The organism is Methanomethylovorans hollandica DSM 15978, from assembly GCF_000328665.1.
GTDB classification, from domain to species: Archaea; Halobacteriota; Methanosarcinia; order Methanosarcinales; family Methanosarcinaceae; genus Methanomethylovorans; species Methanomethylovorans hollandica.
The window spans coordinates 96893-111512 of sequence record NC_019972.1 but is presented as its reverse complement, the minus strand read 5'-3'; the positions used below and the strand labels follow the sequence as shown (position 1 = coordinate 111512).

Here is a 14620-nt window from a genome sequence, read left to right as displayed (position 1 = left end):
CCTATTTTTTATTGATAACAGGAAAGAGAAGAGTGGGAAAGACAGAGCTTATAAGGCAGTTCAATTAGAATAATCGTTGTTTCAAAATTTGTAAATTTACAAACTTAAAAACTCAGTGCAGAATATAAATAAATTGGATTAAATGAAAATGTCCCTTCTTTAAGCTATAGCTATGTTGCAAATGGGCTTTTTCACACATTTACTGTTTACATGATAGGGCAGTTTAGATACTTTTTCTATGAGCCTATTTCGTCCAGGAAACTAAAGACTTCGTAGTTCCCTGCTTTAGTTACATGAATCTATTTTTTGATCAATTTTTATCTGGATTATTCAAGCCCAGAAACTCCACTAGAGATCTACCCTTTTATCATAGAAATATATCCTCATGTATGAAAAGGAAAAACGAAACCAACTGAATAATATAAATAGAATGAGATTCAATTTAAACTCCTTGTGAATGTATTTAATCCTAAAAACGAAGGTATCAAAAATGGGTTTCTTTGGAGAATTACTTCAAGACGTAACAGGCAAAAGTAAAAGACCTGAAATTAAAGGCGGCAGATTCGAAAATTTCGTTTCTGACGAGATATTCACTGATAAATTATTTGACCTTGTGGAAATGACAAGAGACTTTAATTCAAATAGCGAGAGATTTGAAGAACGAAGTATGAACCCTGATTTTCTCTTCAGGGATAAAAGAACCCGCGAAGAGTTCTGGATCGAAGCCAAATATCGAACAGGGCTTTTCAGAAATGATAAAGGACAACTTGTCTGTGAGATCTGCAAATCCTGGCAATTAGACAGATACAGAGATGTAGAGAAAACCAGCGGCAAAAAAGTCTATATCTGCCTGGGTCTTGGCGAGGATCCCAGATATCCTGAAACTGTCCATCTAATTCCTGTCTTTGGTGCTTATCCTCAATTATTCCAAAGTAAGCTCAAAGAAACATTAATTTGGAGAAATCCTGATATTTAAAATTTTTGAATTTTCTACACTCAATTAATTTGTAGTTGATAGCATGAATATTATCAATTGGAAGGATTCTTTAAGAAAAAAAGTTCAGCCCTGTCAATCCAAAACAAGATTCAACTTATCTTATGTACCGATATCTCACTTTGCTAAACAGTATTTTTGCGAACAACAACTAGATTATGAATATAGTGTTGGAAAAGAAACTTCAGAAAAGGAAATTGAAGGAACGTTTATCCATGAAGAAGTATTTTCCGCTGAAGAAGTAGATTTAGAACAAATTATTGATTCTATTGCTAACAGTCGTTTTTATGCATGTACTTTTCCTTTGTACTTTGAGATTAACGAAATCCTTTTCTGCGGTACTCCAGACGGAATAATTTATTCAAAAGGTAAACCTATTTTCCTGATTGAATTTAAAACAACATCTGGCAATCCTTATAGTCTTTACAAAAATCAAACAATACAAGCAGAAGCATATGCTTTTGCTCTTGAAAATATGGGGTTTGACTGCAACAACTTATGCATTGTCATAATTTCAATTAATAAACTAACATCCATGCTATATGGAAAAGAATGCATAAATATTGGGCATTGGTAAGTAAACATGGTTATATGTTATTAGGACTTATAGTTCTGCATGAACTGTCCCAGGTGTAAAAGCCCTAATCATAAAAAGAACGGAAAAATAAGTGAACGCCAACGATACCAATGCCATGATTGTGGATATAACTATTCAGTAGAGATAAAATCAACAGCTAGCTCTGCTTTTGTTAAACGGCAGGCTTTGCAACTCTATCTGGAGGGATTAGGATTTCGTTCAATAGGACGTATATTAGGGGTCAGCCATGTTTCTGTACAAAATTGGATAAAGAAATATGGTAAGGATATGGAGGACTTGAAGAGTGAAAATGAGATAAATATCGTTGAACTGGATGAGATGCACACCTACATCGGGAACAAAAAAAATACTGCTGGATCTGGATTGCTGTTGATAGAGTTGGGAAAAAGTTCATCGACTGCTCTTTTGGTAGCAGAGGAACGGAAACCGGACAACAACTTTGGGAAAAGTTAGAGAGGAAGAAGATAGGCGAAGTGATGACTGATCACTGGAAGGCATATGCAGAGTTTCTTCCAGAAACTATTCATACTCAATCCAAAGCTGAAACATATACTGTTGAAGGATATAACAGCATATTGAGACACTTTCTGGCAAGATTGAGAAGAAAGTCCAAGTGTTATACAAAGAGTATTGAAATGCTGAAGTATTCTGTTATCCTCTTAATGAAATATAGAAATAAAGAGTTAGCGATGTTTAATTAACAATGCCAAATATTGTAACCAATGGGATTGAGCAACTTATCACAAATAACCATGCATTAAATGAAGATTCTCTTAAAATAATACAAGAATATCTCCCATACGAAGCAGTCATTCATATGATAGAATTAGATCGCTCCCGTTTTCTCAAAGATATTACAGATTCAAGCATGTATTGGAAAATGGAAAGAAGCGCCAAAAAAATGGGATCTCCATATAAATGTAATCAATGTCAGTACTTCGCTAATTTCAATTTAGCCACATCGCAACTCCTTCCGATATCTTTATATGCGGCGTGAACGCCGCCATATGTCATTTCTCCCATTCAATTCAAGGATCTGTGATAAAGTCGAATTAAGGCCAAAACAATGTATTGATACTGCTCTTAAACCACTCTTAGATAATATCGACATTAAGATAAATGGTTCACTGACCCTCAAAGATCTTTTTTACACTGCTATCTGTATGGCAGTGGATAATAGTTCAGTTCACTCTGCATCAAAACACTATCAAGAGATTCCCTGTGAGACGTCTTTAAGATATCATCTCAAGAAACTGAATCTTGCAGAGCTTATCAAGGTAAATGAGAATATTCTTCTTCAAGCCTTTGTCAGTACTCTAAAATCAATGAAAAAGTATGAGTTTGCTATCGATTTTACAAATGATCCTTATTACGGAACGACTGATTCATCCAATGAAGGCTATGTGATACGTAGTCAGGCCAAGAAATCTACAAACTCATTTTATTCATATGTATCACTTTCAATTATAAACAAGAATGAGAGGTATACTATTGCAGTTCTTCCGGTTGAGACGAATAAAACAAAGGTCGATTACCTTACTTATTTTGTAGATCTCATTGGAAAACTAAATTTCAATATCAAGGTACTTTGTTTAGATCGAGAATTCAATTCTGTAGATGTGTTTGAGTTCTTACAGAACAGGAATATCCCCCATATCATACCAATAGTAAAAAGGGGAAATGAGGTAAAGCAACTACTAGATGGGAGAAAAGCAAGGTCTACTGAGTATGTAATGAAGAATGCTCAAAAGAAAGAAGTTCACTTAGACTTTGTAATTGATGTAAAGTACCTCAAAGGTAAAAGAGGTAAACATGGATGTGAAAACCTTGGGTTTGTTGTTTATGGGGTAAAATGGCCTCCAAGAAAGATTAGTACGGTCTATAGAAGACGATTTGCTATCGAGTCCTCGTACAGGATGAGAAATATAGTCAAACCAAGAACATCAACAAGAGATGTGACTTTCAGATATTTCTTTACGCTTCTATCATTCCTGCTCAGAAATGCATGGCTTTACCTCCAGAAAAAGCATTTCACAATAGCAAAAACAGGTCCAATAACTATTGATGAGGATAAGTTCAGGTTTGCCAGATTTATTCTGTTTGTTGAAGAATGGTTAAGAAGAAAGTTAAGAATTCAGTTAGTAGTGCAGTGTTTAAGATAATTCAACAGTGGCAGGAACAAGATGGAGATAAAATTAGCTAAGTACTGAATGTACATATTCTGAAGAATGCCCACGCTATGATAAAAAATGGTCAGTTGAAGAAAACAAAAAGCTTGATGAAGAGCATTCCAAGGGAACATCAATCGAAGAGATAGCAAAAATACTTGGAAAGACAACTGCATCTATAAATAGACAGTTGATACTTCAAAAATATCCAAAACATGGGCAGATTTGGTCTGAAAGAGACATAAACCAGTTGACCAGATTGTTTTCACAAAACAAAGATATGTCTTATATAGCAGATATTCTGGAACGGAAACCTACAGCTATTGAAAATAAGCTAATGGACTTAGGTCTTATTGAAAAAACAAATAATTATTCTCCAGCAGTTGAAGAAGTGAGAAAGGAATTTCCAAAATATCTTACACCATGGGATGAAGAGGATATAGTAAAATTAGTAGAAATGTTCCATGAAAAGAAAAGTATTGATGAGATTTCTCATATCCTCGAAAGAACCAAATATGGTATAATAGCTAAACTGGAGAGATTGGGTCTTATAAAACCAAGTGCTGCCAGTGTTAAAATATGCGATGCTTGTAATTCTAGGGATAATTGCACATTGAACTTAAATAAAAGAATTTATTCTAGTTCTGAGGATGGGATTTCAAATGATAAGCAAAATGGTGCAAACTTATGGAATGAAGAAGAAGTAACCTTGATGAGAAATAAATTTTCAGAAGGGATAGATACCATAGAATTGGCCAAGATTCTTCGGAAAAACCAAACATCAATTGAAAAAGAATTGATCACATTGGGCTTGATTGATTGCCCATTGCACAAAACAATGCCCGAAATGTTATGATACTAACTTATTCAAATGTGGTAATTAAAAATAGATATATCTTATGAGAACTTATATCTCTGTATGAACTGCCCCAGATGTAAAAATCCTAATCATAAAAAGAACGGGAAAATAAGTGGAAGGCAACGATATCAATGCTGTGATTGTGGATATAACTATTCAGTAGAGCTCAAATCAACTGCCAGTTCTACTTCTGTTAAACGACAGGCTTTACAGCTCTATCTGGAAGGATTAGGATTTCGTTCAATAGGACGTTTATTAGGGGTGAGCCATGTTTCTATCCAGAAATGGATAAAGAAATTTGGTCCGGAATTAGAGGAACTAAAAAGTGAAAATGAGATATCTGTCGTTGAATTACATGAGATGCACACTTACATAGGGAACAAAAAAAATATTGCTGGATCTGGATTGTTGTTGATAGAGTTAGGAAAAAATTCATCGACTGCTCTTTTGGCGAACAGGAAAGGAAACTGGACAACGGCTCTGGGAAAAGTTAGAAAGCAAGGAGATAGGAGAAGTAATGACTGATCACTGGAGAGCATATGCAAAGTTTCGTCTTGGGACTACTCATTCGTAATCAAAAACTGGAACATATACTGTTGAAGGTTACAACCGCATAATATAAAAAGCCCATATAATTTTAGATAAATAAAAAACTATTATTTGAATTGTATTGAAATAATAAAGTATAATCGTATTTTTTAAACAAAAGTTAAAAATAAATATAACTATTTTTAATTACCATAATATCATCTATTAGACATGATCGAAAAGGATATGTCAAACAAGTATTTCAGAAAAGAGTATACCAAAGACTTCTCAGAAGCCACTTTCATCCATGCCGAATAGCATAGTGGCCAAATTGACGAAGATACCTGGTAATAACACTCAAAACCATAGATTATGATCGTCAAAATCTAACTAAATCGTAGATTATAATCGATACTTTTAACTAATATAGAAATCAACTAGTTATTATGGAACAACTGATAAAAGATGTACTGGAAAAGCAGAATCCCTGGTGGTTCGGAAAAAGTTACAGTACAGGAATATCCCGCCTTCGGTACTATCCACTCTTATCCAAATATCTGGAAACAGAAGAAATATTACTGATACTTGGTGCCAGAAGGACTGGAAAATCAACTCTCCTATACCAGCTCATTAGCAGTCTTGGACTGCCTGAAGATAAAGAAGAATCTGTACTGTACATGAACCTTGATGAGCCTGTGTTCCAGAGCCAGACAGAGAGTGTAAATCTCCTGTCGAGTATCATTGAAGATCACATCGCTGCAACAAAAAAAGAAAGATACTATATTTTCCTTGATGAGGTCCAGAACTTCAAGTACTGGACTCAGACACTGAAAACATTGTACGATACTGACAAGCGTCTGAAATTCATTTTGACAGGGTCCACATCATCCCTGCTTAAGAAGAAGACCATCACACGTCTCTCTGGAAGGTACCTTTCATTAACAGTTTATCCGTTGACCTTCAAGGAGCACTTGGATTTCAAAGGAATAAAAAAACCTACATCTGCGGAGAAAAGGCATGAGTTTGAGGAATATCTAAAACATGGTTCTTTTCCCAGGATATCTCTGGAAGAGGACACCAACATAAAGGAAGAGCTTCTGAAGAACTATTATGAGACAATATACCTGAAGGACATAATCTTTCCTCATAATCTGAGGAATAACAGAGATGTAATAAATCTGCTGTATTTCATAATCTCAAACGTTGGTAAGCCTTTTTCCTACAACAGCATAGCAAATGCCTTGGAAATATCAGCAGATACTGTTAAAGAGTACCTAAGCTATGCAGAAGACTCATATCTTCTATATTCGATCAACAAATTCGATTATTCTCTAAGGAAGCAGCTTGCTAATCCAAAGAAGATCTATTGCCTTGATACGGGTCTGATAAATGCTGTGTCTTTCAAGTTCTCAGAAAATTACGGCAGGCTGCTTGAGAATCTGGTATTCATAGAGCTCATCAGAAGACAGAGTGAAGTATTCTATCATAAAGGGACATATGAGTGCGATTTCCTGATAAAGACACAGAACAGGATAACGAGCGTCATTCAGGTGACAAAGGAGTTGAATCTGGATAACAGAAAACGTGAGCTTGAAGGATTAATTGAAGCAATGAAAACTTATGACCTGCAGGAAGGTCTCATACTCACAAAGGATACTGAAGATTTGATTGAAATAGATGAAAGGAAAATCTTCGTGAAGCCTGTGTGGAAATGGTTACTTGATTAAGATCATTCCACAAATACTCTCCTTGACAATGTCCCATATTTATTGTGAATTCCCTATACTTCTATCTGTTCTTATTTCTCTTAGATATATGTTCGAATAGAGAAATACTACAATGTCAGAAGACCGATTCATAACTAAACAACTATTGTACCCTCTTTCATACATATAAAATAAGTTTGTATTATGTGTTATGCGTATAAAACTAGTTTGGTTAACTATAAATAGATTAGTGTGAGTAAATTAATACAGGTGATAAAAATTCACCTACAAAAAAACAATATTTCACAATCACAGAGGTATAACATATGAAAATAAGAGTCGTAAGCTCAAAGGAAGAGATCAGCACATTGAGCCCAAATGAAGAAATTGTACATTTTGCGTTCAGACCATCTAACACAGACCTCTTCTCACTTTTCATGAAGTGTCCACAGGTTAAAGCTATCCACATTCCTAACTCTTACAGGAGAACTATGTCCAACTCTGCAATAATGTACCTCAAAATGCAGGACATCGAGCTTCTTGAAGGCGATGTATGGGGACACCGTAAAGATATCAATGAGTATTCTGAAATCTCCCAAAGGGTATATGACAAACTAAGTGAATGCCGTCAGAGTGGGATGCAAGAAGAAGATATAATTGAAAAGCTGGTAAGAGAAACCGGACTTGGTAGAGATTTCGTTTCATTCTTCATCAAGAACACCTAATTCTATAATGCCGATCAAGTTGATCGGCATTCCTTTCTGGCACAAATCAACTACTTCTGCTCTAATAGAAACTCACTTTCAAGTTTGTGTTTCTTAAATATTTCTTGGTACAATACAGTAAGTTTGCTTGGTGTATCATAACCGATATCATTAATTAGTTCAAGAATAACATTTCCTTCGTGTGTGATTTCAGGATACTTCATAGCATACTGTTGTTTATATCGACCTAAAATATTTGTTTCATTGTTCACGTTTAAACTATTTTGCAGATTAGTAAGACAATATTGATACACATAAAACAGCTTTCCTAAATTACCAGTTCTATTACAATCGAATTGATCTAAACTTCTAATAACTCCTTGAATTTTTATATCGTATAACTCATCAAAGAAAAATCCATATTTCTTTAAGCGAGAATCACAAAGCATGTCATGAATCATACTACTAAGTGCCGATGCAAGTTGTATTCTCTTACTATATTCTTCATGTGAAAATGGATTTGGTTTTCGAGGTGTAACTCCTGGAAACCCCTCATTCAAAATGATATCATGCATTGTCTCATGAGTAATTAAATAATCATTTTTAATAGATGGCGGTATTTCTTCTAGCACTATAAAACGTTTAATTTCGTTCTTTCCTACAGCACGATATAATTTACCCATTTGTCCTTTTCTAAAACCTAATTTTTGTTCTATTTCCAAGTTTGATTTAACCCAATACAAATCATCCTTAATATTACTCTTTTCGCTTTTGTAAAAGTTTTTGAATGCGTTCGATGATGAAATAAATGGCTTTACAATATCATCTATTGAATACGTATCTACTTGTATTCCAAAAGGTAGTAGATATTTGCCTATTGGCATAATCTTTTTTCCTAAACAGCAATGCTTGTATTTTTTGTCACTTTCACACTGACATAAATCATTTCTACCAGTTTTCATCATTGTTCATCCCTTCAGTTTTTATTTTTGCTTTAGCTTAATCCCTAATTCTCTAGATTCTTCGAAAATATTTTAAATATTTCTTTTATTATTAGCATTCAATTCCCTTTTACTGACTGATCCAGTGATCTCCACCTCTTTGATGATATTTCTTCCAGTCTACAATACTATCTATTTCTTCAATACCATTGATTCTCATATCCTCAACAGCGTGCTCCATATTTGAGTTTTTTATCACTGAACCATTGGGTCCAATCATCAAATATGAATCAACCATATCATCATTTGTTTCAAATACTGGACTATCACCACTACTCAATACGATATCTTTATTCGTTTTAATGAATTGATCAAATTCAATACCAGATACCTGAATATTCTGTATGTTTTTATCATTTTGACCTTTAATCGGCAAAGCTTGAAGGATCTTCCATCGTATAGGATTCAACTCTTTGATGAGAGGTTTCATATCCTCCCTGAAATTTAGTTTTGTTACTACTGTGTTTATCTTGAGCTTAATACCGTTTTCATGAATGTAAGGAACAATCTCTCGTATATGTCTAATATGATCTCCATTGCCTCTACCTAAAGAGAACTGTACTTCTTCACAGCAGCTATCTACGGAAAGTCCAATCCAATCCAACCACAAAGATATCTTTTTGATCGATTCTTGATTCAGATAATAGCCATTAGAAACTATCGATGTAACAAAGCCCATCTCTTTGGCAATCTTTACTAAATCGAAAATAAGTGGATGAAGCATTGGTTCACCCCCTGCAAAATTGATTCGCTGCATACCGATACTTTTTAGATATTCCAGAAGCTTTACTGCTTCCTCTATATCCGTTATTTCTTCTCCAAGATTTCGGGCAAAACAAAAGATGCAGTTGCAATTACACCTATCAGTTATGTGCCAGTTAATTGAACGAACGTGTTTATCATACATTTTATCCTAACCCTTTAATTGTTATGGATTTTTCCATGATTTCATCTAACCGATTGTCGAATACTGAACAATCTAGCTCAAATTAAAGATAAATTTTTACAGATTTATCTCCTTAAGCTATTGTTTTTACATAGAGTATGAAAATACATGGAAAGCATTCGCCTTCCATGAAGTCTATTTCACTTTTTATCTGCAGCAGATTGTGCTCTTGCCTTGAAATCCTGATTCTTACCAGTTCTATCAGCATGAGATTGGATTCTTGCCGCATCTCCTTTTGTCATACCGGCTTTTTTAGTCGTTCTTCTTCACCTCCTTTGACTCTTTTTTCATCGCGATGAATGTAATTTAGTCCGAGCTTATCAGCACAATATGGATGATAATACCCTTCACCATGTTTTATTGCAAACGTTTGAGCAACAGGAGGCAATGTTTTCTCAAAATTCAGGCCTCTTGCTATAATCTTATCAAAATCATAATCTTCTGCATCGAAAGCCCAATCGATGCAAGAATGTACACTGGCAGCTGGACCAAGTAATTTACTGTAATGCATTTGGATATTCTGCTCATAATTGTTTTTAATTTGACAAGCTGTACTCCATATTTCTTTACTCCTGTTATTCAAATCGTATCCATCTGGAATTTCTGAGCGATACTCCTTAAGGAGTTTTAGAAATTTTTCTGCATTTGATAACATCGAAAGATCTTGTTCAAAGACTGCAGTGAAACATTCGCGAAGCTTATCGCAAATATATTCATATGATTCTTGAGGAAGGCTCTTATCTTCTTCGATTCGATCACTCAACCATTCAGGCATCTGGATTTGTGCTGTTTCATAAACTCCTTTTATAGTCGAGTTGTCAGGATGAATTTTGTACTTATCTTTAATTCCGGGGGGGCTAAAAGGAACTTTCCAGCTATGTTTAATGTCTTCAAGCAAACGGATAGAGTCAAATTCGTATTCTGAAAAGTAATTAATCAGTTGTTTATAACCAATTTTAATATCAGGCAGTGTCTTAGGGGTCAGGGGTAAGCCACAATAAGAGCATACCATTGATGATTCAATTTCATGATATGTTTCTTCATATGCTTTAGATTTTGACATACATTTTGAATGGATCTTTATTGATACCCATGGATTAACGCTTGTTATACCTAGATCCGAATGCTTGAAAGAAACTACTATAACTTCTTCGTTACGTATTTTCTGTTTGCACAATGGGCAATATCCTATCTTCGAATATCCTAAATAAGTAGGAGTGTATGTTGATTCTCTGAAATGACTTATGACAAGAGTTGTTCTCCCTTTTCTAGGAACATAGTTTCTTTTCTTAAGCGATTCCTTTCCTTCTTTTATAAAACCTTCAGTTTCAAGAAAACTAATAGCACGAAATATTGTCCCCTCTTCATAGTACAATTCCATTTCGATTTCTTTAGGACTACATTCCTTTTCCATTAGTAAAGATAGAATCTTATTAGACAGATACCTTATATCCTCTACTTTGTCTACATTAATAGAGTATTTTTTGTCATCCGATTTCTGAATGAATTCCTGTTCTACAAGTTTTTTTAAATGGTAATCGATAAGTCGTCTATCTTTTTTTATCTGGGGATTATTATAGATATCTGCTGCTGATAGAGCGTTTTTAGAGCTTTTTAGTAAATCAATAATTTTGTCTTTCAAATCAGTTGTATTTGCCATGAAGAGACGGATATTGTCAATACTATTTAAGATTATGTCAAATAATCTATAATTATTGTCTAATTTAAGGCCGAAATGTACAATATTTCTAAAATTGAATTTATATTAACACGAAAAATGAATTGGATATTCAAACCAACTTAATTGTCAGCTTGAATTCCAAATACATGCAAGCAATATAATAATATAATTTAATACATATATATCTTTTTATATTCTGGTTCGATGTATCGTTATTAAGTCCCATATGTTACAAAAAAGACAGTTTAATAAAAAATTATATGACAGTGAACTACCGCCCGTTGAACAGGATGGTAGTTCACTCCGATAATAGTATATTTTTGGTATATTCGGAAATCCTCCGGATTAGATTAATCGTACCGAAGTGCGTTTAATGGATGCATTTTTGATGCTTTCCAGGCCGGGTAGACACCACCAACAAGACTTGTAAGAATCCCAAATGCAATTCCAACGATTATGTACAAAATCGTTGATGGCATAAACAAATATGAAAGATCCTTTAGTATAAGAAGATCTACGAAGAGCCCAACTCCAAAGCTTAACACACCACATATAAGGCTCGCAAGTATCCCTAAAAAGAGTGCTTCCAGAATAAACATTTTGAGAATATCATTTCTAGATGCTCCTACAGCTTTCATTATCCCTATTTCTTTCGTGCGTTCCATTGCAGACATCAACATAACATTCAAAATTCCAACACCTGCTACTAGTAATGAAATAGATCCTATACCCATTAAAAACAAAGAAATCGAAGTAAATATTGTATTTATACTTTTTAACATGGTATCGGTTGCTAATACCTCTACAACATCTTCTTTTTTATTTAATCTTTCATCTATAGATTCTTTTACACTTTCAATATCATGAATATCTTTTATTTTCAAAACTACAGATGTATATCCATCATCCTGGTCATCATACAAATTATTATACCTTTCTGGAGCAACAAAAATTGCATTATCTGGACTTATCCCAATACCAAATCCTTCCTCTTTGAGTATACCAACCACTCTATATTTGAATTCATTAAACGTTAATTTGTCACCTGTTTTTATATTCAATGACTCAGCTAAACTTGAACCAATCACACAATCTTTTGAATCGCTTGAAAAAAAACGTCCTGTATCGATTTCTACTAAATAATATAGATCATCTTTACTAACACCATATATTGTGGCATAGGTTGATTCATCACTGTTTGATACCTCTATACTATTCGATAAAATCGGGATTAGACGCTCAATACCTTCAACTTTAGATACCTGATTTATCTGTTTATCAGATATACCTGATTCACCATATGCAGGATATAAGATAATTTCATTACCTGCTTCTCCAAGGGACTTAGTAACAGATAATTTTAGGCTATTTCCCAGAATTCCAGTCGATGAAATAGCAATTACACCAATTATTATTCCTATTGTTGCCAGAATTGTACGTGCATTATGACGTTGCAGATTTCTTTTTGCTAATTCTGCATACATATTTCCAATATTAATTATACGCTGCATACGTCACCATCTTTTATTTCAATCACTCGATTTGAATATTCAACAAGCCTTGAATCATGAGTAACAACAATCACAGTTTTGCCTTTATTACATAAATCCCTTAAAAGTTCCATTACACTATGGCCAGTTTTAGTATCTAGATTTCCAGTTGGCTCGTCTGCAAGAATAATAGGGGGATTATTTGCAAGAGCACGAGCTATTGCAACTCGTTGCTGCTGACCTCCTGAAAGTTCTCTTGGTTTATGATCCATATATTTTTGTTCTAGATTTGCACATTCAAGCAATAGAAGTGCTTTATTTCTTCGTTCATGTGCAGATTCTTTACTGAAAATCATTGGCATTTCAATGTTTTCAATTGCCGTCAGCGTTTGTATCAGATTAAACTGCTGGAAAATGAATCCAATATTATCCCTACGAATTATCGTTAGCTCATCGTCATCGAGAGTAGATAAATCTTGATTATTCAATCTGATTGTTCCTTCAGTCGGGAGATCGAGACAACCTATCATATTAAGAAGCGTAGATTTTCCAGAACCCGAAGGACCCATGATCGTTACAAAATCCCCTTTTTTAATCGAGATATTGATTTTATTCAAAGCACGAATATCACAAGACCCCATCTTGTATATTTTTGTTACATCTCTCAATTCAAGAATATTGTTTTGCATCAAAATCACTGATTAGATATTTTCCCTTTTTTTCCAAGAATTTCTGATAATACCCACGATTCCAACACACAATAATAATGCAACAATAACTGCAATTGGCAAAATAGTAGTATTATTAGATAAAACCTGAGAGTTCTGATCAGGTATACTGCTCTCTAAATCAATCGATTCAGTAACATGAGTATAGGCATTATCTATGTTTCTATATTCTATCTGAACTGGAATACTAGATTTATTTAAGGAATTAACCTGAGCTGATAATTCAAAACTACCGAAATCATCTGCTTCCAGGGAACCTATAAAATAACGTACATTTGGCTGTAAAGGCTCAATGTTATCAGATTTAAGGACAGATATCACTACATTTTTTACATCCTTAATTCCAACGTTGTTAAGATTCCCTGTAATTGTATATTTGCTGCCTATATTTTCAATACTAACATCGGATAAAAGCAATTCAGATTGGTTCATTACGTTTATAGATGTTTTTGGTCCCTCTAGACTATGATAATTATTTCCATTGTAATATGAAACTAAAAATGAGATATCTTTGGATCCTGGATTCAATCCAACAGTATTCATATTAAATGATATATTGGATTTGTTTCCTCCGGAAATAGTTCCAATAAAAACTTCAGATGGGGTAAAGGAGATATCCTTTCCTATAGGTTTTACAATAACGTTGGATACAGAATTAGGGCGTATATTAGCAATATCAACACTTATTGTTGATACTTCATTAATTACAACCGATGGATAATTTGCCATTATCAATTGAATATTCCTGTCATCAACTGTTATTGGGATCTTGTAGTTAAAATCATCCATATTACTTCCGCCAATTAAATCAAAATACAAAAAGTGGACACCATTAGAAGCATTTGATTTAACTTGAATATTAAAAACCAATTTTATCGTATCGCCTGGACCTAGAAGACCAATATTTGAGTAACCGCTGTCCAAAACTTCAATATCTTTATCCCCTCCGACAATTGCACTTGAAATATAGGCATTCATATCAAAAGTCTCATCTTCTTCCTGAACATAAACCTCTCCGTCTGCCTTATTTTCGAGTATTATCGTAACTGTGCCATTATCCCCTGGCATATATACAGCTGGATCGATTTCATAATCTACAACTACAGTTGGTCTGATAGTTGTCTCCCCTTTAACAGGAGTGACAACCAGAGTCAGAATAATTAAAAATAAAGGCATTGGTAAGTAAACATGGTTATATGTTATTAGGACTTATAGTT

The 14620-nt window shown here is 34.0% G+C and carries 14 protein-coding genes and 1 pseudogene; 9 read left to right on the top strand and 6 right to left on the bottom strand.

The genetic code is table 11. The annotated features are described in order from the left end of the window. The first annotated feature begins 490 nt into the window (after positions 1-490). The 9 genes and pseudogenes from METHO_RS12355 to METHO_RS12310 all read left to right on the top strand — a co-directional run bounded on the left by METHO_RS12355 (position 491) and on the right by METHO_RS12310 (position 7578). Positions 491-976 (top strand): hypothetical protein, encoded by a 486-nt coding sequence (locus tag METHO_RS12355; RefSeq protein WP_015313847.1) that lies wholly within the window; start codon positions 491-493, stop codon positions 974-976. Positions 977-1019: 43 nt separating this feature from the next. After that, positions 1020-1571, top strand: a complete 552-nt coding sequence (locus METHO_RS12350; RefSeq protein WP_015313846.1) for a hypothetical protein — start codon at positions 1020-1022, stop codon at positions 1569-1571. A gap of 39 nt (positions 1572-1610) precedes the next feature. Continuing rightward, positions 1611-2293 (top strand): IS1 family transposase gene (locus METHO_RS13460; protein WP_156811301.1). Its coding sequence is split into 2 segments (ribosomal slippage): positions 1611-1931 and positions 1934-2293, totalling 681 coding nucleotides; the frame shifts between segments, so codons are not numbered across the junction. Positions 2294-2295: 2 nt separating this feature from the next. Next, positions 2296-2589, top strand: a complete 294-nt coding sequence (locus METHO_RS12335) for a hypothetical protein (RefSeq protein ID WP_015313844.1) — start codon at positions 2296-2298, stop codon at positions 2587-2589. A 37-nt stretch (positions 2590-2626) separates the two neighbouring features. Beyond that, a complete protein-coding gene (locus METHO_RS12330) occupies positions 2627-3754 on the top strand; it encodes an ISH3 family transposase (RefSeq protein WP_156811331.1) in 1128 nt (375 codons plus the stop codon). Positions 3755-4040: 286 nt separating this feature from the next. Beyond that, a complete protein-coding gene (locus tag METHO_RS12325; RefSeq protein WP_015313842.1) occupies positions 4041-4616 on the top strand; it encodes a hypothetical protein in 576 nt (191 codons plus the stop codon). A 63-nt stretch (positions 4617-4679) separates the two neighbouring features. Then, a pseudogene (locus METHO_RS12320) lies at positions 4680-5190 on the top strand (IS1 family transposase); the annotation flags it as partial. A 403-nt stretch (positions 5191-5593) separates the two neighbouring features. Then, positions 5594-6874 (top strand): ATP-binding protein, encoded by a 1281-nt coding sequence (locus METHO_RS12315; protein WP_015313840.1) that lies wholly within the window; start codon positions 5594-5596, stop codon positions 6872-6874. Between the two features lie 305 nt (positions 6875-7179). Next, a complete protein-coding gene (locus tag METHO_RS12310) occupies positions 7180-7578 on the top strand; it encodes a DUF1699 family protein (RefSeq protein WP_015313839.1) in 399 nt (132 codons plus the stop codon). A gap of 50 nt (positions 7579-7628) precedes the next feature. On the opposite strand, the gene METHO_RS12305 is transcribed toward METHO_RS12310, so the two are convergent. From METHO_RS12305 to METHO_RS12280, 6 genes are all read right to left on the bottom strand, one after another. Beyond that, positions 7629-8522 (bottom strand): YecA family protein, encoded by an 894-nt coding sequence (locus METHO_RS12305; protein WP_015313838.1) that lies wholly within the window; start codon positions 8520-8522, stop codon positions 7629-7631. Positions 8523-8628: 106 nt separating this feature from the next. After that, complete coding sequence (locus METHO_RS12300) at positions 8629-9465, bottom strand: viperin family antiviral radical SAM protein (RefSeq protein ID WP_015313837.1); 837 nt, start codon at positions 9463-9465, stop codon at positions 8629-8631. Positions 9466-9742: 277 nt separating this feature from the next. Next, positions 9743-11164 carry a hypothetical protein gene (locus METHO_RS12295; protein WP_015313835.1) on the bottom strand — a complete coding sequence of 474 codons (1422 nt, stop codon included), beginning with the start codon at positions 11162-11164 and terminating at the stop codon, positions 9743-9745. Positions 11165-11535: 371 nt separating this feature from the next. Further along, positions 11536-12696: an ABC transporter permease gene (locus METHO_RS12290; protein WP_015313834.1), complete on the bottom strand. Its 1161-nt coding sequence runs from the start codon at positions 12694-12696 to the stop codon at positions 11536-11538. Continuing rightward, entirely contained in the window at positions 12684-13364 is a 681-nt protein-coding gene (locus tag METHO_RS12285) for an ABC transporter ATP-binding protein (protein WP_015313833.1), read from the bottom strand. The genes METHO_RS12290 and METHO_RS12285 overlap by 13 nt, the downstream gene beginning before the upstream one ends. Positions 13365-13376: 12 nt before the next feature. Then, a complete protein-coding gene (locus METHO_RS12280; protein WP_015313832.1) occupies positions 13377-14579 on the bottom strand; it encodes a COG1361 S-layer family protein in 1203 nt (400 codons plus the stop codon). Between the last annotated feature and the right edge of the window lie 41 nt (positions 14580-14620).